This window comes from Rheinheimera marina, assembly GCF_042654345.1.
Lineage (GTDB): Bacteria > Pseudomonadota > Gammaproteobacteria > Enterobacterales > Alteromonadaceae > Pararheinheimera > Pararheinheimera marina.
The window spans coordinates 181,471-204,263 of the sequence record NZ_JBHSGB010000017.1 but is presented as its reverse complement, the minus strand read 5'-3'; the positions used below and the strand labels follow the sequence as shown (position 1 = coordinate 204,263).

Annotated in this window: 18 protein-coding genes; 11 read left to right on the top strand and 7 right to left on the bottom strand. The window is 54.6% G+C overall.

Annotated elements, in window-relative coordinates:
- Window positions 1–7 precede the first annotated feature (7 nt).
- The 5 genes from trpB to ACFO3I_RS17220 are packed head-to-tail and all read right to left on the bottom strand — an operon-like array spanning window position 8 to window position 5,769.
- On the bottom strand, window positions 8–1,195 hold the full coding sequence (gene trpB / locus ACFO3I_RS17240; RefSeq protein WP_377336145.1) for a tryptophan synthase subunit beta: 1,188 nt from the start codon (window positions 1,193–1,195) through the stop codon (window positions 8–10).
- Window positions 1,188–2,570 (bottom strand): bifunctional indole-3-glycerol-phosphate synthase TrpC/phosphoribosylanthranilate isomerase TrpF, encoded by a 1,383-nt coding sequence (trpCF, locus tag ACFO3I_RS17235; RefSeq protein WP_377336143.1) that lies wholly within the window; start codon window positions 2,568–2,570, stop codon window positions 1,188–1,190. The genes trpB and trpCF overlap by 8 nt, the downstream gene beginning before the upstream one ends.
- Complete coding sequence (trpD, locus tag ACFO3I_RS17230; protein WP_377336141.1) at window positions 2,563–3,579, bottom strand: anthranilate phosphoribosyltransferase; 1,017 nt, start codon at window positions 3,577–3,579, stop codon at window positions 2,563–2,565. Before trpD ends, trpCF begins: the two co-directional genes overlap by 8 nt.
- Window positions 3,572–4,192 (bottom strand): aminodeoxychorismate/anthranilate synthase component II, encoded by a 621-nt coding sequence (locus ACFO3I_RS17225; protein ID WP_377336139.1) that lies wholly within the window; start codon window positions 4,190–4,192, stop codon window positions 3,572–3,574. Before ACFO3I_RS17225 ends, trpD begins: the two co-directional genes overlap by 8 nt.
- The gene (locus ACFO3I_RS17220) at window positions 4,189–5,769 is read right to left on the bottom strand and encodes an anthranilate synthase component 1 (RefSeq protein WP_377336137.1); all 1,581 of its coding nucleotides are present in this window, start codon (window positions 5,767–5,769) and stop codon (window positions 4,189–4,191) included. Before ACFO3I_RS17220 ends, ACFO3I_RS17225 begins: the two co-directional genes overlap by 4 nt.
- A 698-nt stretch (window positions 5,770–6,467) precedes the next feature.
- On the opposite strand from ACFO3I_RS17220, the gene ACFO3I_RS17215 reads away from it, so the two are divergent.
- Together ACFO3I_RS17215 and ACFO3I_RS17210 are read left to right on the top strand one after the other, a co-directional pair.
- Entirely contained in the window at window positions 6,468–8,591 is a 2,124-nt protein-coding gene (locus tag ACFO3I_RS17215; protein WP_377336135.1) for a TonB-dependent siderophore receptor, read from the top strand.
- A 67-nt stretch (window positions 8,592–8,658) separates the two neighbouring features.
- Entirely contained in the window at window positions 8,659–9,867 is a 1,209-nt protein-coding gene (locus ACFO3I_RS17210; protein WP_377336133.1) for a PepSY-associated TM helix domain-containing protein, read from the top strand.
- Window positions 9,868–9,970: 103 nt separating this feature from the next.
- Here the strand turns inward: ACFO3I_RS17210 and ACFO3I_RS17205 are convergent, their stop codons facing one another.
- Entirely contained in the window at window positions 9,971–11,137 is a 1,167-nt protein-coding gene (locus ACFO3I_RS17205) for an AraC family transcriptional regulator (RefSeq protein ID WP_377336131.1), read from the bottom strand.
- Between ACFO3I_RS17205 and ACFO3I_RS17200 the strand changes: the two genes are divergently transcribed.
- From ACFO3I_RS17200 to rluB, 9 genes are all read left to right on the top strand, one after another.
- The gene (locus ACFO3I_RS17200; RefSeq protein ID WP_377336129.1) at window positions 11,100–11,432 is read left to right on the top strand and encodes a hypothetical protein; all 333 of its coding nucleotides are present in this window, start codon (window positions 11,100–11,102) and stop codon (window positions 11,430–11,432) included. The two genes, ACFO3I_RS17205 and ACFO3I_RS17200, sit on opposite strands and share 38 nt — an antisense overlap.
- Window positions 11,433–11,586: 154 nt before the next feature.
- Entirely contained in the window at window positions 11,587–14,328 is a 2,742-nt protein-coding gene (locus ACFO3I_RS17195) for a TonB-dependent receptor (RefSeq protein ID WP_377336127.1), read from the top strand.
- A 13-nt stretch (window positions 14,329–14,341) separates the two neighbouring features.
- Window positions 14,342–15,844, top strand: a complete 1,503-nt coding sequence (locus tag ACFO3I_RS17190) for a tryptophan halogenase family protein (protein WP_377336125.1) — start codon at window positions 14,342–14,344, stop codon at window positions 15,842–15,844.
- A gap of 10 nt (window positions 15,845–15,854) precedes the next feature.
- The gene (locus ACFO3I_RS17185) at window positions 15,855–17,258 is read left to right on the top strand and encodes a glycoside hydrolase family 30 protein (protein WP_377336123.1); all 1,404 of its coding nucleotides are present in this window, start codon (window positions 15,855–15,857) and stop codon (window positions 17,256–17,258) included.
- A 192-nt stretch (window positions 17,259–17,450) separates the two neighbouring features.
- Entirely contained in the window at window positions 17,451–18,302 is an 852-nt protein-coding gene (gene rnm, locus ACFO3I_RS17180; RefSeq protein ID WP_377336121.1) for an RNase RNM, read from the top strand.
- A gap of 55 nt (window positions 18,303–18,357) precedes the next feature.
- The gene (locus tag ACFO3I_RS17175; RefSeq protein WP_377336119.1) at window positions 18,358–18,978 is read left to right on the top strand and encodes an L-threonylcarbamoyladenylate synthase; all 621 of its coding nucleotides are present in this window, start codon (window positions 18,358–18,360) and stop codon (window positions 18,976–18,978) included.
- A gap of 15 nt (window positions 18,979–18,993) precedes the next feature.
- The gene (locus tag ACFO3I_RS17170; protein ID WP_377336117.1) at window positions 18,994–19,812 is read left to right on the top strand and encodes a segregation and condensation protein A; all 819 of its coding nucleotides are present in this window, start codon (window positions 18,994–18,996) and stop codon (window positions 19,810–19,812) included.
- A gap of 32 nt (window positions 19,813–19,844) precedes the next feature.
- A complete protein-coding gene (gene scpB, locus ACFO3I_RS17165; RefSeq protein ID WP_377336115.1) occupies window positions 19,845–20,435 on the top strand; it encodes an SMC-Scp complex subunit ScpB in 591 nt (196 codons plus the stop codon).
- A complete protein-coding gene (gene rluB / locus ACFO3I_RS17160; RefSeq protein WP_377336113.1) occupies window positions 20,428–21,378 on the top strand; it encodes a 23S rRNA pseudouridine(2605) synthase RluB in 951 nt (316 codons plus the stop codon). Before scpB ends, rluB begins: the two co-directional genes overlap by 8 nt.
- A gap of 68 nt (window positions 21,379–21,446) precedes the next feature.
- Here rluB and ACFO3I_RS17155 read toward each other — a convergent pair whose 3' ends face one another.
- Window positions 21,447–22,514 carry an AI-2E family transporter gene (locus ACFO3I_RS17155; protein WP_377336110.1) on the bottom strand — a complete coding sequence of 356 codons (1,068 nt, stop codon included), beginning with the start codon at window positions 22,512–22,514 and terminating at the stop codon, window positions 21,447–21,449.
- Between the last annotated feature and the right edge of the window lie 279 nt (window positions 22,515–22,793).

Sequence of the window (22,793 nt, the reverse complement as noted above, 5' to 3'; positions counted from 1 at the left end):
GCCGCGGTTAGCGTGCCATGCCCAAAATTGAATACACATGGTTTAAATCTTTGTCGCCTCGCCCAGACAGATTCACCAGCAACACCAGTGGTTCTGTGGCTGCGGCCGCCATTTTCAGTGCATGCGCCAAGGCATGCGAGCTTTCCAGCGCCGGAATAATGCCTTCTGACCTGGCCAGCTGCTGGAAGGCGGCTAAGGCTTCGTCGTCATTAATAGCCACATACTCAGCACGACCAATCGACTGCAGATAGGTATGCTGCGGGCCGACTGCCGGGTAATCCAGGCCTGCGGACACCGAATAGGATTCTTCAATCTGGCCATCGGCGGTTTGCATAATAGCGGTGTAAGCTCCGTGCAAAATGCCGTAGCTGCCGGTGGACAATGCCGCCCCATGCTCGTGAGTGTCGATGCCTTTACCGCCAGGCTCTACGCCAATCAGCCTTACGCCGTCTTCTTTGATAAAGTCGGCAAACATGCCGATAGCGTTTGAACCACCGCCGACACAGGCCAGCACCGCGTCTGGCAATTTGCCTTCGGCGGCCAGAATTTGTTGTTTGGCTTCTTCACCAATCATTTTCTGGAATTCGCGCACTATGGTTGGGAACGGATGCGGGCCCGCTGCTGTACCTAATAAATAGTGGCTGGTGGCGTAGCTGGCGGACCAGTCGCGCATCGCTTCGTTGACCGCGTCTTTTAAGGTACCTGAGCCGCTGGTGACCGGGATCACTGTCGCGCCCATCAGCTTCATCCGGAATACGTTGGGCTGCTGACGTTCGATGTCTTTGGCACCCATATAGATTTTGCAGTTCAGGCCAAGCAGGGCACAGGCAAGCGCCGTGGCCACACCGTGCTGACCGGCGCCGGTTTCGGCGATGATATCTTTTTTGCCCATGCGTTTGGCCAGCAAGGCCTGACCCAGCACCTGGTTGGTTTTATGCGCGCCGCCGTGCAATAAGTCTTCGCGTTTTAAGTAAATTTTCGCCAGTGGGTTGGGCGATAAATTACGGCATAAGGTCAGCGGTGTTGGCCGGCCGGCGTAGTCGGTTAACAGCGATTGAAACTCGGCCAGAAAGGCCGGGTCTTGCTGGGCTTCAACAAATGCATGCTCCAGCTGGGTTAAGGCCGGAACCAGCAGTTCAGGCACAAACATGCCGCCGTAGTCACCAAAATAAGGGTTTAACTTTAATTTACTCATGGCTGAATTCTCTGATCTGTAAAAATGCCTGTTGAACTTTGTTTGGGTCTTTTTGGCCTGGAGCCGTTTCTACACCTGAATTCAGGTCCAGTGCCAGTATTTGATGCTTTAGGGCGCCAACCACGTTGTCGGGGCTCAAGCCACCTGCCAGCTGAACTTTTTTATCCAGCAGCCGTTGGTCCAGTAAATCCCAGTCAAATTGCTGGCCAGTACCGCCATGGGCCTTGTCACTGAAGGCGTCCAGCAGGTAGCGGTCGGCGTGGCGGCTGAGTTCCGGCAACTGGTCTTTCACCCGGTACGCCTTCCAGATAGCGCAGCCAGCTGGCAGTAGAGGTTTTAACTTTTGCAGGTACAGGTCACTTTCTTCGCCATGCAACTGCACGGCCGCCAGTGTTAATTGCTGAGCAATAGCGGCCACCTGTTCTACCTGTTCGTTGACGAACACGCCAACATAATGCAGTGCTGGCGCGCCTTGTTGCACGGCTTTGGCTTGCTCAATACTGACAGCGCGCGCCGATTTCGGGTAGAAAATCAGTCCGCCGTAATAAGCCCCGGCCGCGTACACAGCGGCGGCGTCTTCGGCTTTGGTGAGGCCACAGACTTTGTGCTCGCCAATAATCAGTGCGCGGCAGGCGTCAGCTAAATCGTCCTGTGCCATCAGTGAGCTGCCAACCAGAAAGGCGTCCGCCACTTTGCTTAAATGCCGTACCTGCTGATTGCTGTAGATGCCGGATTCGGACACCACGCTGATACCAGCCGGGATCAATTTGGCCAAGCGGAAACTGGTGTCGAGGTTGGTGCTTAAATCGCGTAAATCGCGGTTATTAATGCCAATCAGCTCGGCGCCTAAAGCCACTGCGCGCAGGGTTTCCTGCTCGTTACTTACTTCCGTCAAAATGCCCATATTCAGGCTTTTCGCTACTTTGGCCAGCTCCAGGTACTCCAGGTCGTTTAATACCGACAGCATCAGCAGCACGGCGTCGGCACCTTGCAGGCGGCCGAGGTAAATCTGGTAAGGGTCAATAATAAAGTCTTTATGCAGCAGTGGTTGCTGCACTTTGCCACGCACTTTGGCCAGGTAGTCGTAGCTGCCCTGAAAAAACTTTTCGTCGGTCAGCACCGAAATGCAGTCGGCGTATTGCGCATAAGCGGCGGTAATTTCGTCCAGATTAAACGGGCTGCGGATCAGTCCCTTGGACGGCGATGCTTTTTTGCATTCCAGAATAAAACGCGGGCCCTTTTGCTGCAGCGCCTTTAAAAAACTGCGGGTGGTGGGCTGCACCTGATCTATAAACTGGGTGAGTGGCAGCTGCTGTTTGCGCTCAATCAGCTCGCTGCGTTTGTGGGTGATAATGGTCTCTAACACGTTAGCCATGACTGATCTCTTTTAACTGCGCTAAGGTCGAAAATGCATTGCCGCTGGCGAGGTGGTTCAGCACCTGAGTGGTCAGCTGCGGCAGTGAGGCTTGCTTGCCGCTGATTTTCAGCATGGCCGCTACATTTACTGCCACCGCCTCATTGTGCGCGCTCTGGCCCTGGCCTTGCAAAATGGCCAGTGTTGCTGCGGCGTTTTGCTGAGGCTCGCCACCGGCTAACTCACTGAGTGCGCGGTTGTTTAAGCCAAAGTCGGCCGGTGTCAGTTCAAATTCTTCAATACCAGTGCGACTCAGTGCACTGACTTTGGTTGGGCCGTGCAGTGCGATTTCGTCGCAGCCACTGCCATGCACCACCCAGGCGGCTTTGGTGCCAAGTTGCTGCAGCGCCTCTGCCATCAGCCGGGTCAGCGCTGGATCATACACGCCAAGCAGCTGTAAATCTGGTTTAGCCGGGTTGACCAGCGGCCCTAACAGGTTAAACAGAGTGCGGCTTTTCAGCGCGTTGCGCACCGGCATGGCATGACGGATACCGGCATGGTACAGCGGCGCAAATAAAAAGCTGGCATTGCTTTGCGCCAGTGCTTTGGCGGCGGTGGCCGGGCTCATTTGAATATTGACGCCGAGCTGCTCAAGTAAATCGGCCGAACCAGAGCGCGAAGACACGCTGCGGTTGCCGTGTTTGACCACAGGCAAACCCATGCTGGCGCCGACCAAAGCGGCGGTGCTGGAAATATTGATGGTGTTGGAGCCATCACCGCCAGTACCGCAGCAGTCGATGCTGTTTGGCACTGTGCGTTCAAACGGCGTGGCGGCACTGCGCAGCGCGCGGGCAGCGCCGGCAATTTCACCGGCCGTTTCGCCGCGCATTTTCAGTGCGACCAATAAAGCGGTGAGCAGCACCGGGTCGGCTTGCCCTTGCACTACGGCGGCAAAAAACTGTTCGGCTTGGTCGCTGCTAAGCGCTTCGCCGCGCAGGCTTTGTTGCACCAGCGGTAATAACTCAGACATGGGCCGCTCCTTGTTTCTGCGCCAAGGCGGTGCCATGCAGCAGGTAGTTCAGGCTTTGCTGCAACAGCGGTTTGCCCAGGGTGGTTAAAATGGATTCGGGATGGAACTGATAGCCCAGCACTTTGTCGGCATCGTTGGCAATGGCCATTGGAATATGCTGGTAATTGGCGATGACCTTTAAGGCTGGCGGCACTTGGGTTGCCATCAGCGAGTGGTAACGTGCCACAGAAAACTGCTTAGGCAGCTCGCCAAATACCGGATGGTCTGACAGCGCAATAATAGAGGTTTTGCCATGCACGGTTTCGCCAGCACGGCCCACTTCACCGCCGTAGTGTTCGACCAGCGCCTGATGACCCAAACAAATACCCAGCATTGGGAAACGGCCGGCGGCGAGTTTAATCAGCTCTGGCATGTAGCCTGCGTCTGCCGGTGCGCCCGGGCCAGGGGACAACAACAGCACCACTGGCTCAGTTTCGGCCAGCATTTTGTCGAAGATATAAGCGGCTGGCACTGTGTTGCGGTACAACTTCAGGGTAAAACCCAGCTGGGCCACTTCGTCCACCAGGTTGTAGCTGAAGGAATCCAGGTTATCGAGCAGATACACGATACTCATACGGCACCTCCTGCGGCGCGAATGGCGTTGATCACGGCTTGCGCCTTGCTGCGGGTTTCGTCGGCTTCGGCTTGCGCCACGCTGTCGTACACCACACCAGCGCCGGCCTGAATGTAAGCCATGCCGTTTTGTACATAGGCCGAGCGGATGACGATGCAGCTGTCGAAGTCGCCATTGGTCGACAGGTAACCGACGGCGCCGCCGTAGCTGCCGCGCCGTTGTTGCTCCACCTGACGGATCAGTTCGGCGGCTTTTACTTTAGGGGCACCGACTAAGGTGCCCATATTCATGCAGGCCTGGTAGGCATGCAAAGCATCCAGCTCAGGTTTTAAGGTGCCGACCACGCGGGACACTAAATGCATGACGTAGGAATAACGGTCGACTTTCAGCAGCTCTTTGACATACCGGCTGCCCGGCACGCTGATACGTGCCACGTCGTTGCGGGCTAAGTCGACCAGCATCAGGTGTTCGGCTTTTTCTTTTTCGTCCTGGCGCAGTTCGAGTTCAATACGGCTGTCTAAATCGCGGTCCAGTTCACCGGCGGCATTAAAGCCACGACGACGGGTGCCGGCGATAGGGTAAATTTCGACCTGGCGGTTGTCGGCGCTGTACTTCAGTGCAGATTCTGGCGAGGCGCCAAACAGGCTGAAGTTTTTGTCTTGCAGGTAGAACATGTAAGGGCTGGGGTTTTGTTGTTTCAGTTTGGCGTAGGCGTTCAGTGGTGCCGGGCAGGGCAGGCTGAAGCAACGCGACGGCACCACCTGGAACACGTCGCCAGCGACGATGTTTTCTTTCAGTTGTTCGACCTGACGGACAAAGTCGGCGTCGCTGATATCGACCTGCACTTCGGCCACGTTGACTGGTGTGCTGGCAGGCTGGGCTTGCGGCTCTGCCAATTGCTGCGCCAGCTGCTGCAGGCGGTTGCCAATGACAAAATACTGCTGCTGCGCCTGTTCGCCGCAGAACACGTTGCCAATCAGGGTGCTGTGCGGATTCTGGTGATCGATCACCAATAAAGTCTCGGCCAGGTAAAACAAGTAGTCGGGGCACTGGTTGGCGGTGGTGGGCACTTGTGGCAGTGCTTCGGTCATCGCCACCAGATCATAGCCAATCACCCCACCCAAAAAGACGGCGAAGGGCTCGTTGCTGTTGCTGGTCAGTTGCTGCTGCAACACCCGCAGTACGGTCAGGCTGTTCGGCACCTGCAGCTTGCTGTGTTCGTCCAGCAGTGGGTCTGGCTGAGCAAACTGCACCTGCAGTGTGCTGTTGCTGAGTTCGGTTTGCGTAGCTGCTGATTGCAGTTTGTGGTGCAGATACGGCAGCAGGGTGGCACCATTACTGGTTAATGCCTGAATAGTCACCTGCAGGCCATGGCATTCAATACGCAGCGCGGCGTCAATCAGCATCAGACTTTTTAAGTTGTCTTTGCTGTCAATTTCAGCAGATTCCAGCAGCAGGCTGCCCTGGCTCTGGCCGCACAGCTGGCTAAAGCTTTGCAGTGGATCCGGCAAATAGGGCAGTGGCTGGCTAAAGCTGGCGACCTGGCCCTGAATGTGGGTGATGTGTTGTAAGTTCATCCTGTTCCTTAAGTTTTCTACCCGTCGTACCTGAAGCCGCAGCCTGCAGTGACTTGGGGGTTACACCCTGCGATAAGCCAGAAACAACAAACCCGCTTATCGCGGGCTTGTGGTGCTAAATTTCAGACAATAACAGTCCGGCCCGCTGAGTCAGGAAATGCGCCACCAGTGCCAACGTACTGTTTGTATCTGTGTCATTTTTTATCTCTCATCGTTTGGGGTCAGGTCTTGTATTTTGTATCGAAACGCAAAATACAAGACCTGACCCCTTTGTAAATTTTTTGACCGCTTAAAACAAAAAAACCCGCTTCTTTCGAAACGGGCCTGGATGGATAGCTACGACAACGCCAACACACGCCCGTTAAGGAGTATGCCACCACCACACTGTGATTGAATTGCGTTGACTGTTCATTGAGCTGTTTTCCATCTGATCCACTGCGCACTATAAAACCCTGAATTAACAAAAGCGTCAAGCACCTTTTTTGTTATAAGCCCAAATAAAACCATATAAACGGATAGATGGCTAAAATGGCGCGATGGATTTAGTACCGCCTCTGCTGGGGTCAGGTCTTGTATTTTGCGTTTCAATGCAAAATACAAGACCTGACCCCATGCAAGACCTGACCCTGGTGGTTTACGGCTGGGGATTAAATCATGTAAGATGATAATTGTTATCATTTGTATTTTTGGGGTGCCAGGTGCGAGCGGAGTTTCGGTTAAGTGTATTAAGTGCGTTGTTGTTGTCCTTGTCTGCGCAGGCGCAGCAAGCGGTTGAAAAGCAAGACGATGAGTTGGAAGTGATTGAAGTAAAAGGCCGGGCCCAAACCTTATATCGTGCCTCTAACTCCAGCGTGGCTACCCGGACCGATCAGAATATTGCGCTGGTACCACAGAACATTCAGGTATTACCTGAAGCCCTGATTCAGGACCAGGCGGCCCGGCAAATTACCGATTTGTACCGAAGCATGAGCGGTGTCAGTGCCTTCAGTTATTCAGGCGTGACCTTCCGTGGTTTCCGCCAGGACGAAATTCTGTACGATGGCGTGCGTGGCGACCCTTTCAACGGCTTCGCTGTACCGCAACTATTTAATATTCAAGAAGTTCAACTGCTTAAAGGTACCAGCGGTGCTTTGTATGGCAGCAGCGCACCTGGTGGCCTGATTAATTACGTGACGAAAAAGCCAACAGCGGTGCAGAAAAACCGGCTGGAACTGGGGCTTGGTAACTACAACTACTGGCAAGGTTCGCTGGAGTTGAGCGGCCCGCTGAATGATGAGCACCTGTACCGTGTTGGTTATTACCGCGACAGCGAGCAGCCATTCCGGCAAAATACTGAAGTGGAAAATGACATTCTGGACCTGGGTTATCAGTGGTTGCTGACCGACAAAACCAGCCTGTTGGTGCAGTATCAGCAGCTGGAGCAGAATTATCAGGGCGCGCGTTTACGGGGAGTGCCAACAGATGCGGACGGCAATTTCCTGACCAGCCGTGACTGGAACCACAATGAAGCCTCTGACTTTCAGACACTGGAAGCGGACGTCTGGCAGGCACGGCTGGATCATGAATTCAGCAGTGACTGGTCCTTTGACCTGACCTGGCGCCGTTATGACAACACCGAGCTGCAAAACTACCACGAGCCGTACTGCAGCTATGACACCGATAACGATGGCGTGATTGATTACTGTCGCCGTCAATTCCGCGACCAGCAGCGGGACAACACCGCCAACAGCTTTACGCTGAACAATGTGATTTCATTGAACACCGCAGGTTTTACCCATCAGGTGTTGGTTGGCACGGATTATTTCAGTCAGGACTCATTTTTTATTGGCCGCAATATTCAGCCTGAAGAGCAGCGTGGCCAGGTGCCTGGCTTGAGCCTGAAAGACCCGGTGTATGGCCTGGCAGGCCGTGATTTTTATGACATGAGCCTGGCGGTGATTAGCTCCACCGACACCAAAGCCACCCGCAAGGGCATGTACCTGCAGGATATGGTCGACCTGACTGAACACTGGAACCTGCTGGCAGGCCTGCGCTGGGACAGCTTCAGTGACCGCAATCTGGTGGATGGCTCAGAAGTGGCCGGACACGATATGTCATGGCGTATTGGCACCACCTATCAGCTGAACGACAGCACCCGTTTGTACGCGCTGCGTGGCACCGGCTTTAGCCCGCAGTCGGCCAGCTCTCAGGTGGAAGCCGTCGGCGGTCCTTTTGATGCGGAGCAGTCGTCCATTGATGAACTGGGTGTACGCTTCTCTTTGCTGGACGATGCGGTTCGGTTGAATTTGGCTGTGTATGACATGGTGCGCAATAACATTCTGCAGTCCGATCCGCGGGGTGATGTGGCGGGCGACGGCCGTGATGATTTAATTGCACTGGGTGAAGTGCGGGCCAAAGGCTTTGAGGCGGATTTGCTCGGCGACTTGTCGGCCAATTGGGTGCTGAACCTGAACTACGCATACAACGACACCAGGGTGGAGCAAAGCACCAGCGCCATCACCAATGCGGTTGGCACCAAGTTTGCCAATGCGCCGCTGCATCAGCTGGGGCTGTGGACGCGCTACGACTTGCCTGCGCTAAATTCAGCCATTTCTGCCGGCATGGATTATGTGGCTGAGCAACTGAGTATCGACGGCCAGAAAGTGAAACCTTACACAGTGTTTGACTTAAGCTGGCAAACGCACTGGCAGCAGTGGACTGTGCAGGCCAACGTGAAAAACCTGTTTGATAAAACCTATGCAACCTCTGGCTTTATTGCCCGCACCGGACATTTCCCCGGTGAGCCGCGCCGCCTGATGCTGCAACTGGGTTATGAGTTCTGAGTAAGGGCTCTGTTTTACTTGAGGCTGTCCTGTCGGGCAGCCTTTGTTTTTACAGGATAATGGATTGATGAGCCCGAAAAAGTGGTTTGCGGTGCATAGTTTTGCCGGTTTTTATTTTGGCTGGCTGATGCTGTTGGTTTGCCTGAGCGGCACCCTGGCTGTGGTCAGTCACGAAATTGAATACCTGAGCGACGCTAAGTTTCGCGCCAGTGGTGCATCCGGGCCTGTACCCTGGGCTCAGCTGCAGGCTGAGCTTGACCGTCAGTACGCTGGGTATCAGATCCTGGCGCTTGAATTGCCTGATCAGCCCTATCTGGCGGGCGAAATCAGCCTGGTGCGGCAACACGAGTTTTTGTTTGTCTATTTCGACCCAGCCAGTGGCCAGCTGACCGGGGAAGGCGAGTGGGGAAGGTTGTCGCGTTACCTGCGCAACCTGCATATGTACCTGTCGATGGGCGATGTCGGCAAAGTGCTGGTGACCGCGCTGAGTTTTTTGCTGGCGGCGCTGCTGGTGAGCAGTTTTTACGTCTACAAGCAGTGGTGGAAGGGGCTACTGAAGTGGCCGGGCCGCTTGACGCTGCAAAAGCGTACTCATTGGTCCGACTGGCATAAATGGCTCGGCGCCTGCAGCTGGCCTTTTATTCTGATCATCACCTTAACCGGGCTCTGGTATTTCACTGAGTTCTGGTTACTGCGGCTTAAAGTAGAGCATTACCCCTCGGTGCCTAAACTGAGCCAGCCGGCAGACTCTGCGGCGGTACTGCCATTGGCGGAGCTGGTGCAAAAAGCTCAGCAGGCCGCGCCATGGCTGGAGGTCCGTGCTGTTAATTTTCCTGTGCAGGCCAAAGCGGCTGTGATGCTGTCCGGCCAGGACGGTAATCCGCTCTACCGGAACCGGGCCAATCGCGTTTATTTGCACCCCAATAGTGGCGAGATTATCCAAACGCAGCGGCAGGGGGATTTAGGCCTGGTCGGCACCCTGGTGGATATTGCCGACCCGCTGCACTTTGGCAGTTTTGCTGGTTTGGGTGTCAAATTGCTGTATTTGCTGTTTGGCCTGGCGCTGACGTTTCTGGTCGCAAGTGGGCTCTGGCTGCACCGGCTACGCACCAGACGCCAGCAACCAGAGCTGGCCAAGTGGTATGGGCTGCATGGCGCTTTGTGTTTGCTGTTGGTGCTGGTTGCATTGGCAATGACCACCACTAACTTCAGTCAACGTGAAATTGAGCGGCTGCCTTTGTCGCCGGTGCTAGGCTCCGCTGGGGTCAGGTCTTGAATTTTGCATCGCACGCTAACTTTCTTTTCTTTTGGGGGGCAGGTCTTGTATTTTGCACTGAAACGCAAAATACAAGACCTGACCCCTTGCAAGACCTGACCCCTTAGGGGTTTTGTTGGTCGCGGTATTGGCTGGGGGTGACGCCCTCCAGCCGTTTGAAGAAGGTGTTGAATACCGACTTGCTGTTAAAACCGACCGCAAAGTAGATGTCGGTAATGGTCTGCGCCTCTGGCCCTTGCTCGGCCAGTAATAGCTTGGCCTGTGCGATACGGTAGCTGTTGACGTACTCGTAAAAATTTTGCTGGTGGCATTGTTTAATGGTCAGTGACACCTTTTTCGCCGGGTAGCCAGCGGCGGCTGCCAGTTTGTCCAGCGTGATGTCCGGATTGGCATAAAACTTCTGTTCACGCATCAGCTGTTCCAGTCGCAGGGCAATTTGCTGATCAAACACTGCCGCGCTTTCATCTTTGGCTTCAAACAGTGGCTGTTCGCTGACCGGCGCTACGGTCACGAAGGAGGTAAAGCGCAGAAAAATAAGAATATTCAGCGCAACAAAGTTCAGGTAGTAGCTGCTGAGCCCCACCACATTCAGCAAGTCCATGTCAAAATCGTCCGCCAAAAAGCCGTACAGCTTGAGACAGACCAGTACGGTGTCCAGCGCGAAGATCAGCAAAAACGACAGCAGCATAATTTTCAGCCAGGCCACGTCCGAGGTTTTTAAATCGGCCTGTTCATGCCGCAGTTGCTGGCGGTAGTTCCATACCAGCATAAAACACCAAAGCACATAGCCCATGCGGACAAAGCGGCCCAGCGTTTCGACATAGAGGTGCGGCGACGAATAGGCAATATGCTGAGTTTCAATCAGCTGACGCTGCACGGCGTCTGGCTGCAGGTAAAAACTGACCAGCATATGCAGCACATAGAGTGCTAAGGGCAGTAAATGCCAGCTGTGTTTGGGTTTGAGCTGAATATCTTTGTACAGCAGGGCGCGCACGAAGAAATACAACAAAGGCCCGTCCAGGTAATAGGCAAAGCTGAAGATAAAAAACAGGTCTGGCGAGATATCCAGCAGCCAGATGCGGAATAGTTTGCCCCAAAACATCAGTTCGTGCAGCGGGATCAGAAAGTGGCATAACAAAAAAGCGACCAGCAGTGCGTTGCTCAGTGAGGGCGTGCGGGCTGAGGCTGCCAGCAGCGTGGCGAGCAGCAAACATTCGAAGGCAGTGACCACCATGAGCAAGTCATGGAAGTTAAACAGAATGGTATCCATATCCCAAAACAACCTGTTGTCTGACCGGGCTGAAGGCCGGTTTTTAGCAAAACATCGCATTCTGATGATGCAATTACCAGCCACTATGCCTTTGGCACCGACCCAGAGCAAGCGCTTTGTCGGTCAGGCTCTTTTGGCTTTCATTAACCCACTGCATAGCCTGGCTGCTTGTGGTCGAAACCGAAACGCAAAGCCGCTGATGCTTGGAGCTGAACCGGCTATGCATAAAAATAATGCATCTATGTTAAAGCCAAAGGTGTTGGATTTTATTGTTTTGAATCAATTGTTTGTGTAGGTTCGACTTTATTCGAACCTGCGGATAATACAAAAATATTCAGGTATGACCTAGTTCAAACGACAAAATTCAGGGGCAGCGCTAGTGTCAGCTGAACGCCAGAGTATGCACAGAACATGCAGGCGCTCATCAACGGGAGAAGGAAGATAACAAGATGAATAAAAGCAAATTGGGTGTGGCAATTTCACAGGTTTTAGGGGTAGCTGTCGGGGTAGGTCTGTTGCCGTCAGCGGCGATGGCGCAGCAAGCAGCGCCGAAGGCCGAAGAGCAGGTGGAAGTGATTTCTGTGCAGGGCATTCGCCGCAGTATGGAAACCACCATCGACATTAAAAAGAATGAAATTGGTGTGGTCGAAGCCGTGTCTGCCGAAGACATTGGCAAGTTACCGGACCAAAGTATTGCTGAGTCATTAACCCGCCTGCCAGGTCTGGCTGGGCAACGGGTGAATGGCCGGGTGCAGGTGATCTCGATCCGGGGTCTGGCACCGGATTTCTCCACCACCACCTTAAACGGCCGCCAGCAGGCCAGCGCCGGTGACAACAGGGCGGTGGAATACGACCAGTACCCGTCCGAGCTGATTAACGGCGCCGTGGTGTACAAAACCTCTGACGTGGCCATTGCTGGCATGGGCTTATCCGGCACCGTCGATTTACGCACCATCCGCCCTTTGGCCTATGGCGAACAAGCCGTGGTGTTTAACCTGCGTGGCGAGAAAAGCTCGTTTGACCAGATGCACCCGGAAGTGTCGGCCGATGGCTGGCGTGGCAGCGCGTCTTATATTGACCAGTTTGCCGACGATACTGTTGGCCTGGCCATTGGCTTTGCCCATATGGATACACCCACTCAGGTAAAACATTACAAAGCCTGGGAGTGGAATACGGTGGACCAGGCGCTGGCCGGCACCGAAAACGACGAGGCGCTGGGGTTAGTGGGGCAGGAAGTGACCGCCGTGGCGCGCAGTCAGGTGCGGGATGGCCTGATGGCGGTGCTGGAGTACAAGCCAAACGATCAGGTGCACAGCATTATCGACGCCTACTATTCCAAGTTTGAGCAAGACGAAGTGATGCGTGGCGCTATGTGGTTTACCAACCAATGGACAGGCGATGGCATGGAGTTTTTAAACCCGACCTTTGCTAATTTTGGTGGTACTGAGGTGGTGCAAAGTGGCACCGCGACTAATCTGCGCCCGGTACTGCGCAACGACAACAATCGCAGAGACGACGAATTAAAAGCGCTGGGTTGGAATACTCAGTTCAAGCTGGACCGCTGGACACTGGAAGCGGACTTGTCGTATTCGGGCTCGGAGCGTGATGAGATGGTGCTGGAAACCTATGCAGGCCTGGCACCAAGTGGCAGCTTTGATTCTATTCAATTTAATCTGCAGCCTTATGGCTTCCCAACCTATACACCGGCCACCGACTACACAGATGTCAGCAAGGTGCAGCTGAGCGATCCTGCGCCTTGGGGCGGCTGGGGCCACGACGGCTCTATCCGTTACCCTCATGTGAAAGAAAGCGTCAAAGCCGTGGAGCTGAGCGGCCGCTACGATTTAACCGACGGCATGCTGGGCAAACACTTCAGCTCATTTGATATCGGCGCGAATTACACCGAACGCAGCAAAAACAAGCTGGTGGATGACAACGATTTATTCCTGAAAAATGACCGCACGCCAGTCAGCATTGACCCGTCGTTACTGGTCAGCCCTACCTCGCTGGCCTTTGCCGGTATTCCAGGGGTAATTTCTTACGACATTCTGAAAACGGTCGACCGCTATTACGACATTGAACCTATTCTGGACACTAACAGATGGAACAAAGCCTGGTCTGTCGACGAAGAAGTGCTGACCAGTTTTGTCCGGTTGAACCTGGATACCGAGCTGTTTGGCCGGCCATTAAAAGGCAATATCGGCACCCAGTTTGTGCAGACGGACCAACTGTCGAGTGGCTTCCTGGCCAGCGATTACAACCCGGACGATCCGGCGACCCTGACGCAGGTCGAAAGTGGGGCTTCCTATAACGATGTGCTGCCGGCACTGAACCTGGGGCTGGAAGTGCTGGATGATCAGTTTATTCGTTTGGGCCTGGGCAAAACCATGGCCCGGCCGCGGATGGACGAAATGCGCGCCAATATTACCGCCGGGGTGTCGGTGGACAGCCGCCGCTGGAGTGGCAGCAGTGGTAACCCGCAGCTGGAACCATGGCGCGCCAAAGCTGTGGATTTAACGTACGAGGTGTATCTGGAAGGCACCAGCTATGTTGCGCTGGGCGCTTTTTACAAGAAACTCGACAGTTATATTTACACCCAGAACTTTGATTTCGACTTTAGCAACGCGCCGAACAATTCCAACATTGAGCCGGTTAGCCCTATTGGCAATATGAGCCGGCCAGCCAATGGTCAGGGCGGCAATATCCGCGGCCTGGAGCTGAGTATGTCGCTGGATTTAGGCCAGTTTTACCAGCCGCTGGATGGCTTTGGTTTTATTGGCAGCCAGTCCTGGGCGGATTCGGACATTCGTCCTGACGGCCCGTCCAGTGGCAATAAGCTGCCTGGTCTGTCCGACCGGGTACGTGATTTAACCTTCTACTACGAAAAAGACGGCTTCTCTGCCCGGTTGAACTCGCGCTACCGCTCGGAGTTCCGTGGCGAAGTGGTGCAGCTGTTTGCCACCCGGGGTTACACCGAGGTCCTGGCGGATAAACAAGTGGATGCTCAGCTGAGCTACAGCTTTCAGGAAGGCGATTTGTATGGCCTGACGGTGCTGTTCCAGGTGAACAACCTGACCAATTCGCCATACACCACACGGCTGAGTACGCTGCAGGAAAATGGCGGCCACTTCCCTGAGGTGTACGAAGAGTACGGTCGTCAGTTCTTGTTTGGTGTCAGCTACAAACTGTAAGAGAGACCACAGCATGTCTGAACCGATCAAGCACATTGTGATTGTCGGCGGCGGCTCATCCGGCTGGATGAGCGCGGCCTTGCTGTCGAAGTTACTGCAGGGCCGGGTTGCGATTACACTGGTGGAGTCAGAACAGATTGGGACCGTCGGGGTGGGGGAAGCGACCATCCCGGCGATCAAACTGTTTAATCATCTGGCGGGTATTGCCGAAGCTGACTTTATCAAAGCGACCGGCGCCACCTTTAAGCTGGGCATTGAGTTTGTTAACTGGAAAACAGTGGGTCACAGCTATTTTCATGCCTTTGGTGCTTTGGGCCGGCAGTGGGAATGGCTGAGCTTTTACCAGTACTGGTTGAAGCTACAGCAGTTGGGGCAAGCCCTGCCGTTTGAGCACTACTGCATTGCAAGCTGTATGGCGCAGCAGCATAAATTTATGCCTGCTGATGCGAACCGGCCGCAATCCCCGGTCAGTGAAATTGCCTATGCCTACCATTTCGACGCAGGGCTTTATGCCCGTTACCTGCGCGAGTTGTCAGAGCAACGTGGCGTGGTGCGGCTACAAGGTCTGGTTTCGCATGTGGCCCGTGATGAAGTGACAGGCCATATCCGTCAGTTGCTGCTGGACGATGGCCGCCAGCTGCATGGTGATTTATTTATCGACTGCTCCGGCAGCCGCGCTTTGCTGCTGGGCCAGGCCCTGGGAGTGGGCTACGACGACTGGAGTCACTGGTTACCGAATGACAGTGCCTGGGCTGTGCCCACGGAAGCCTTGACCGATGTGCCGCCTTACACCCGCTCGACCGCGCATAGCGCCGGCTGGCAGTGGCGTATACCGCTGCAGCACCGCACCGGCAATGGCCTGGTGTTCAGTTCTGAGTTTTGCTCGGATGATGAGGCTCGAAGCCAGTTACTGGCGGGCTTAACTACGCCGCCACTGGATGACCCACGACTGCTGCGTTTTACCACAGGCAAACGCAAACAAATGTGGTGGGGCAATTGTGTGGCAATAGGTTTGTCGAGCGGTTTTCTGGAGCCGCTGGAATCCACCAGTCTGCATTTGGTGCAAACCGCCATTACCCGGCTGGTGAACCTGTTTCCGGACAAAAGCTTTGCCCAGGCCAATATCGACCATTACAACCTGCTGGCGGCCACCGAAATGGAGCAAATCCGTGACTTTATTGTGGCGCATTACAAAGTGACGGAGCGCGATGACAGTGAGTTTTGGCGCTACTGCCGCCGCATGCAGGTGCCGGAGCCGCTGGCGCAAAAGCTGGCGATCTTCCTTGCTTATGGCCGGGTGCACCGGGTTGCCGACGAACTGTTTCGCGAAGACAGTTGGGTGCAGGTGCTGCTGGGCCAGGGTTTATCGCCCAACCAGTATGACCCGCTGGTGGATTTAAAACCTGAAGCTCAACTGCGGGATTTTGCCGCGTCGACCGCAGCGGTGATCCAAAGCTGTGTGGCGCAAATGCCCACACACCAAGATTTTATTGCCCGATTGATGGCATCAACCTAGAGGTTTGTTTATGACCCTGTTTTCCCGTTTCCTCAGCCTGTTGGCTCTGGGCTGCGCTATGTTATTGCCCGCGCAGGCTGCTCCTGCTACTTCGTACCTGACCAGCGCCGATCAGCAGTATCTGCTCAGTCCGGCCTGGCCATGGCAGCAGCCAACCAAGGCGGGCCAGCCGGAGCTTAGCCTGAACACCAACGAGCGTTTTCAGTCGATGGAAGGCTTTGGCTATACCCTGACTGGTGGCAGTGCCATGCATCTGATGCAACTGAGTGCCGAACGCCGCGCGGCATTATTGCAGGAGCTATTTGGGTCAGATGGGCTGGCCGTCAGCTATTTACGTCTGAGCCTTGGCGCCTCGGATTTGGACCCGCAGCCGTTTAGCTACAACGATTTACCTGCTGGTCAGACGGACCCTGAACTGAAGCAGTTTTCCATTCGCGCCGATGAGCAGTACCTGCTGCCAGTGTTAAAACAAATTCTGACGATTAACCCGACGATTAAATTGCTGGCCAGTCCCTGGTCGCCGCCGGCCTGGATGAAGAGCAATCAGGCCACTGTGGGCGGCGAGTTGCTGGAACAGTATTTTCCAGCCTACGCCAACTATTTCGTCAAGTATCTGCAGGCGATGGCGGCGCATGGGGTGCGCATTGACGCAGTGACGGTGCAGAACGAGCCGCTGCATGATGGCAACAACCCAAGTTTACTGATGCACGCCTGGGATCAGGCCAAGTTTGTTGGTCGCCACCTGGGGCCTGCGTTTAAAGCCGCCAAACTGGACACCAAAATTATTATTTACGACCACAACACCGACCATGTGGAGTACGCCATTACGGTGCTGAACGACCCAGTCGCCAAGCCTTACATTGACGGTTCGGCCTTTCATCTGTACGGCGGGGAGATTGGCAATCTGGCCGAGCTGAAAGCGGCGCATCCGGATAAGCATATTTATTTTACCGAGCAGTGGGTGGGCGGAAAGTCGGAGTTTGCCGACAATCTGCTGTGGCATACCGAGCATTTGATTATTGGCGCTCCGGCCAATTGGGCCCGCAACGTGCTGGAATGGAACCTGGCGGCCGACAGCGAATTTAAGCCTTACACGCCGGGTGGCTGCAGTTTGTGTAAAGGCGCGCTGACCATTGACGGCGATAGAGTCAGCCGTAATGTGGCGTATTACATTATCGGCCAGGCCAGCAAAGTGGTGCCGCCGGGTTCAGTGCGGATAGGCTCCAGCCTGATCTTGACCGATATGCATCAGATTGCTTACCAGCGCCCGGATGGCCAGATTGCGCTGCTGCTGTTAAACCGGGCTCAGAAAGCTCAGTCCGTTAACCTGCGCCTGGATCAGCAGCTACTGCCTTACGCCGTCTCGGTGCCTGCGCAGTCGGTGCTGAGCCTGATCCTGCCCGCCACTAACTAACTTTTATGGTGCTCCTCTTGGAGTCACTCTTGGGGTCAGGTCTTGAATTTTGCGTTTCAATGCAAAATTCAAGACCTGACCCCAGCTGCACCAGACCTGACCCCAGCTGCAACGCAGCAAAATATGCAAAATTCAAGACCTGACCCCGTGCGGCGTGGCACAATGGCGGCTGTTTTCTGAAGAGTAGCCCCAATGCGATTTGATTTACACAGCCATACCACCTGTTCTGACGGTGTGCTGACCCCGGCACAACTGGTGGCCCGCGCCGCTGAAAAAGGCGTGGATGTGCTGGCTATTACCGACCACGACACTGTGGCCGGTCTTGCCGACGCCCAACGTGCTATTACCGCCCAGCAACTGGCATTGCAGCTGGTGAATGGGGTGGAAATTTCCACCGCCTGGCTGGAATTTGAAATTCATATTGTCGGCTTGAATATCAACCCTGAGTGTCCGGTTTTTCTGGAGCGACTGGCGTCGCAGCAGCAGCGCCGGTATGAACGGGCTGAAGAGATGGCGCGCCGGCTGGAAAAAAACAAAATTCCTGATGTGCTGAGTAACGTGCTGCGTATTGCCGATGGTGCTGCGCTGACCCGCACGCATTTTGCCCGTTATCTGGTGGAAATTGGCAAAGCCCCCAATCTGAATGGCGTGTTTAAAAAGTATTTAGGCCGTGGCAAAACCGGTTATGTGCCTAATAACTGGGTGGCGCTGGCCGACGCTGTGCAGTGGATTTTAGACGCAGGCGGCGTGCCGGTGCTGGCACACCCGCTGAAATACAACCTGAATGGCCGTTATCTGACCCGCTTGACTGAGGCCTTTGCCGCGGCCGGTGGCCGGGCCATTGAAGTGGCGTCGGCGCAAATCACGCCGGTGCAAAAACGTCAGGTCTGGGATCTGGCGAAAAAGTTTGGCCTGACTGCGTCGGCCGGTTCTGATTTCCACCAGCCCACGCCCTGGAATGAGCTGGGGAAGCACCTGTATTTTACCGACGACATTGTCCCGGTGTGGCAGCAGTGGCCGGTATTCCGGGCCACGCAGGCTTGAGTTTAGCGGCAAGCCTTGCTATTTCTATATAAAGTTTGAGTAAAAAGAAGCACTTATGAGCCAGTTTTTCTATGTCCATCCGGAGACCCCCCAGCAGCGCCTGTTAAAACAAGCGGTGCAAATTATTCAGCAAGGCGGCGTCATTGTGTACCCGACAGATTCGGGTTATGCGCTTGGCTGCCATATGGGCGATAAGGACGCGCTGGATCGCATCCTGCAAATTCGTCAGATGAACACCGAACACCACTTTACCCTGATGTGCCGCGATTTATCGGAGCTGTCGGTGTATGCCAAGGTGGAAAACACCGCATTCCGGCTGATTAAAAACCATACTCCAGGTCCATTCACCTTTATTTTGAAAGGCACCAAAGAAGTACCGCGCCGGCTGCTGAACGAAAAGAAAAAGACCGTGGGCCTGCGTATTCCGCAAAACAAAATTGCGCTGGCGCTGCTGGAAGAGCTGGGCGAGCCGCTGATGTCGAGCTCCCTGGTGTTGCCTGGCCAGGATTTCGCCGAGTCCGATCCGGACGATATGCGTCATCAGCTGGAACGTCAGGTGGATTTGATTATCCACGGCGGCGTGATTGCCGAAGCGCCAACCACAGTGATTGATTTGTCCGAAGACTACCCGGTGCTAGTCCGTCAGGGCCAGGGCGACGCTTCGGCTTTTGTCTGAGCCTGAACTGCACTGATGAGCGAGCTGCAGGCCGAATTTGAATCCTTAACGGTACAGCATCAGCTGCCGCTGGCTTTTGTCCGCGGCGAGGCGGTACTGGAAAAACCCGAGGATTTGTATATTCCGCCGCAGGCGCTGGAAGTGCTGCTCGACAGCTTCGAAGGCCCGCTGGATTTTCTGCTCTATATCATCCGCAAGCATAAATTCGACATTGTCGACTTGCCAGTCAACGAAATTACGCTGCAGTACATGGAATACATCAACCTGATGCAGGAGATGAATTTTGAGCTCGCGGCCGAATATTTACTGATGGCGGCGATGCTGGCCGAAATTAAATCCCGCTTGCTGTTACCGCAACATAGCCACGGCAACGATGACGAAGCGGACCCCAGAGCCGATTTAATCCGCCGCCTGCAGGAATACGAAATTATCCGCCAGGCCGCGTCCGATATGGATGTCTTGCCACGGCTGGAGCGCGACCATTTTACCGGACAGGCGGAACTTGCCGACAACTTCAGCCCCTTTGTGATACTGCCCGAAGTGTCGATGCAGGAGCTGCTGTCGGCGCTGACCGACATTGCCAAACGCGCCAAAGACTTTCAGCACCATCAGATTAAAAAAGAAGCGCTGTCGACCCGCGAGCGGATGAGCCGTATTCTGGAGCTATTACGTAACCAGAGCGGTTACCTCAATTTTGAAGACTGCTTTGAGCTGGCTGAAGGGCGCGCTGGTGTGGTGGTGACCTTTCTGGCGGTGCTGGAGCTGGTGAAAGAAAAACTGGTGCAGGTGATCCAGGTGGAAGTTTATGGTCAGATCCACGTCAAATTGGCATAATAGCCGCCGTTTTAGCACAGGCAGGGACCTCAATGGCCAGACGCATTAATGAACAGCAGCTGCTGCAGTTACTGGAAGCCGCTATTTTTGCGTCGGAAAAACCATTGTCTATTGCTGAATTGCAGGACTCAGTACTGCAGGCCTTTGAGCTGAGTAAAAAGCGTATTCAGACCGCCCTAAGCAGTTTGCAGCAGGATTACGCCGGTCGCGGTATTCAACTGACGGAAACAGCCAGTGGTTACCGCTTTCAGACCCGTGCTGATCTCAGCGACTACCTGGCGCTGTTATGGCCCGAGCGCAGCCCGCGTTATTCGAGGGCTGTGCTGGAAACACTGGCGCTGATTGCCTACCGTCAGCCAATTACCCGCGGCGAAATCGAAGAAGTGCGTGGTGTGACGGTGTCGACACAGATTATGCGAACCCTGCTGGACCGCAATTGGGTCAAAGTGGTGGGGCACAAAGAAGTTCCGGGTCGGCCTGGCTTGTACGCCACCACAGCGCAATTTTTAGACTATTTTGGTTTAAAGGATTTAAGCCAGTTACCGGCCTTGACGGAGTTTTCCGACAAGCCCGATTTTTTTAACCCAGTCGTGATGACTGAAGAGAACACAATCAATGAGTGAAAAACTACAGAAAGTGCTGGCGCGTTCCGGTGTCGGATCCCGCCGTGAGATGGAAGAGTACATCAGTGCTGGACGTGTCACAGTAGATGGCAAAGTGGCCCATCTCGGCGACCGGGTCACGGCAACCCAACAGGTGCGGGTGGACGGTCATCCGGTGAAAATTGCCGCTGAAACCGAGCAAATCTGCCGTGTGATTGCCTACCACAAACCGGAAGGCGAAATTTGTTCCCGTACCGATCCGGAAGGGCGACCAACGGTGTTTGAGCGGTTGCCAAAAATTCAGGGCGCCCGCTGGATTGCCATTGGTCGTCTGGATATCAACACCAGTGGTTTATTGCTGTTCACTACTGACGGTGAGCTGGCCAACCGCTTAATGCATCCGAAATTTGAAGTAGAACGTGAGTACGCGGTGCGGATTTTCGGTGACGTCACAGACGCGATGATCCAAAAACTGCGGATGGGCGTCGAGCTGGAAGACGGCAAAGCCAACTTCAAAAAAATCAAAGCCATGGGCGGTGAAGGTATTAACCGTTGGTACCATGTGGTGCTGACTGAAGGCCGCAACCGTGAAGTACGCCGCATGTGGGAATCGCAAGGCGTGGTGGTGAGCCGCCTGATGCGGGTACGCTACGGCGACCTGGTACTGCCGAAGCATTTACCGGCCGGTGGTTACAGCGAGTACCCGCTGTCTGAAGTGAACTACCTGCGTAAGCTGGTGAACCTGACGGCGGAAACCGAAAGTCTGGCTAAACCGGAAGACCGCGACGAGCGTCGTCGCCGGATGGCGTCTATTAAACGCGCGGTGCGTAAGCACCAAATCGCGGTGAAAAGCGGTGAAAAACCAGCGAAAGAAGAAAAAGCGCCAAAAGCCAAACCGGCTGAGCAGCGCAGCCCCAAGCCGAAAGCTAAAGGACCGGCGCCGAAAAAACGCACCCGGATCTAACGGAACGCAACATAGAAAAAGCCAGAGCAATGCTCTGGCTTTTTCTATGGTTTAACAGGCTACAACAGCTACATCAGCGGCATTTTCTTCGGCTCTTCATGCAGCCATTCACGCCAAATGGCCACCAACAGCGCCATCAATACAGGGCCAACAAACAAGCCAACCATGCCCATGGTTTTCACGCCGCCAACCAGACCAAAGAAGGTGGGTAAAAATGGCAGTTTGACCGGGCCACCGACCAGGGTTGGCCGGATGGTTTTATCGACAATAAACAGCTCAATACTGCCCCAAAGAAACAAACCAACTCCCGCGGTCAGGTCGCCGCTGCCGACCAGATAGAGTGAGATCAGCGTAAAGGACAGCGGGGCGCCTCCAGGGATCAGCGCCATAAAGCCAGTCAGTACCCCAAAAGCTACCGGTGAGGGCACGCCGGCAATCCAGTACGCCACCCCCAGCACCACGCCTTCGCCTATCGCTATCAGTGTCATGCCGATCACAGTTGAGCTGACGGTGGCAGGCACCACACGGGAAAAGCGGTTCCAGCGCTCCGGCAAAATGCGTTCACCAACAGTGTCCAGTTGCACCGCCAGTTTTTCGCCGTCTTTGTACAGGAAAAACAGCGTGATCAGCATAAAGAGCAAGGTCAGCAATAACCCCGCCGAATTTAAACCAAAGCTCAGCACCAGTTTGGATAAGCCCCCCAGTTGTTCGCCGCTGAATAAGCTGACCAGCTGGCCTAATTGATGGGGTTCGGACAGGTAGTGGGTCCACTCGTCGGCCAGAGAGGCGCCCACCATCGGCAAGTCACGCACCCATTGCGGCACCGGTGCGCCATGCTGGTTGGCATCGACCAGCCATTGCACCCAGCCGCGAATTTCATCGGCCGCGTAAGAAAATACCAGGGAGAGCGGCACCACCAGCCCCAGCAGAATGGCGCTGATGGCCAGGCTGGCGGCCAGCGCGGTGTTGTGGTGGCAGAAAGCAAGTAAACGCCGGTACAGCGGCCAGCTGGCAAAACAAATGATCAACGCCGCCAGCACAGGCACCAGAAAACCAATAAAAAAGAACACCCCGGCGGCAAGAATAAGCACCAGCAGCACTTGGCTAATGGCGGTATTACTGATGATCTGCGGCATAAGTCTCCTTGTCTGCCTGACAACTCGCCGCTTTGTGCCGGCGTTTGCCTTGATGAATTCTGCTGGTCAAAAGTTGTTTTAGTCTTAATGCGGTCGAGTGACACACAAACTTAAGTTTAAAGGCTTGAATTGCAATACAAAACCATAATCTACCAGATTTGGCGTTAGTTCTGGCTCTATTCAAGGGCAGGAGTTCAACAGAAAAAAAATGAAAATAAATTCAGTTTGAGTTCATGGGCTTAGTATCTAAAGTCACTGGTCGGATGTCATAAAGCGTCG

What these genes read in the sequence shown, in the direction of transcription:
- ACFO3I_RS17175 (WP_377336119.1), top strand. Translation starts at nt 18,358, where the DNA reads ATGAGCCAGTTTTTCTATGTCCATCCGGAGACCCCCCAGCAGCGCCTG.
- ACFO3I_RS17195 (WP_377336127.1), top strand. Translation starts at nt 11,587, where the DNA reads ATGAATAAAAGCAAATTGGGTGTGGCAATTTCACAGGTTTTAGGGGTA.
- ACFO3I_RS17190 (WP_377336125.1), top strand. Translation starts at nt 14,342, where the DNA reads ATGTCTGAACCGATCAAGCACATTGTGATTGTCGGCGGCGGCTCATCC.
- ACFO3I_RS17210 (WP_377336133.1), top strand. Translation starts at nt 8,659, where the DNA reads ATGAGCCCGAAAAAGTGGTTTGCGGTGCATAGTTTTGCCGGTTTTTAT.
- scpB (WP_377336115.1), top strand. Translation starts at nt 19,845, where the DNA reads ATGGCCAGACGCATTAATGAACAGCAGCTGCTGCAGTTACTGGAAGCC.
- ACFO3I_RS17155 (WP_377336110.1), bottom strand. Translation starts at nt 22,514, where the DNA reads ATGCCGCAGATCATCAGTAATACCGCCATTAGCCAAGTGCTGCTGGTG.
- ACFO3I_RS17220 (WP_377336137.1), bottom strand. Translation starts at nt 5,769, where the DNA reads ATGAACTTACAACACATCACCCACATTCAGGGCCAGGTCGCCAGCTTT.
- trpD (WP_377336141.1), bottom strand. Translation starts at nt 3,579, where the DNA reads ATGTCTGAGTTATTACCGCTGGTGCAACAAAGCCTGCGCGGCGAAGCG.
- ACFO3I_RS17200 (WP_377336129.1), top strand. Translation starts at nt 11,100, where the DNA reads ATGAGCAAGTCATGGAAGTTAAACAGAATGGTATCCATATCCCAAAAC.
- ACFO3I_RS17170 (WP_377336117.1), top strand. Translation starts at nt 18,994, where the DNA reads ATGAGCGAGCTGCAGGCCGAATTTGAATCCTTAACGGTACAGCATCAG.
- ACFO3I_RS17225 (WP_377336139.1), bottom strand. Translation starts at nt 4,192, where the DNA reads ATGAGTATCGTGTATCTGCTCGATAACCTGGATTCCTTCAGCTACAAC.
- rnm (WP_377336121.1), top strand. Translation starts at nt 17,451, where the DNA reads ATGCGATTTGATTTACACAGCCATACCACCTGTTCTGACGGTGTGCTG.
- trpCF (WP_377336143.1), bottom strand. Translation starts at nt 2,570, where the DNA reads ATGGCTAACGTGTTAGAGACCATTATCACCCACAAACGCAGCGAGCTG.
- ACFO3I_RS17185 (WP_377336123.1), top strand. Translation starts at nt 15,855, where the DNA reads ATGACCCTGTTTTCCCGTTTCCTCAGCCTGTTGGCTCTGGGCTGCGCT.
- ACFO3I_RS17205 (WP_377336131.1), bottom strand. Translation starts at nt 11,137, where the DNA reads ATGGATACCATTCTGTTTAACTTCCATGACTTGCTCATGGTGGTCACT.
- rluB (WP_377336113.1), top strand. Translation starts at nt 20,428, where the DNA reads ATGAGTGAAAAACTACAGAAAGTGCTGGCGCGTTCCGGTGTCGGATCC.
- trpB (WP_377336145.1), bottom strand. Translation starts at nt 1,195, where the DNA reads ATGAGTAAATTAAAGTTAAACCCTTATTTTGGTGACTACGGCGGCATG.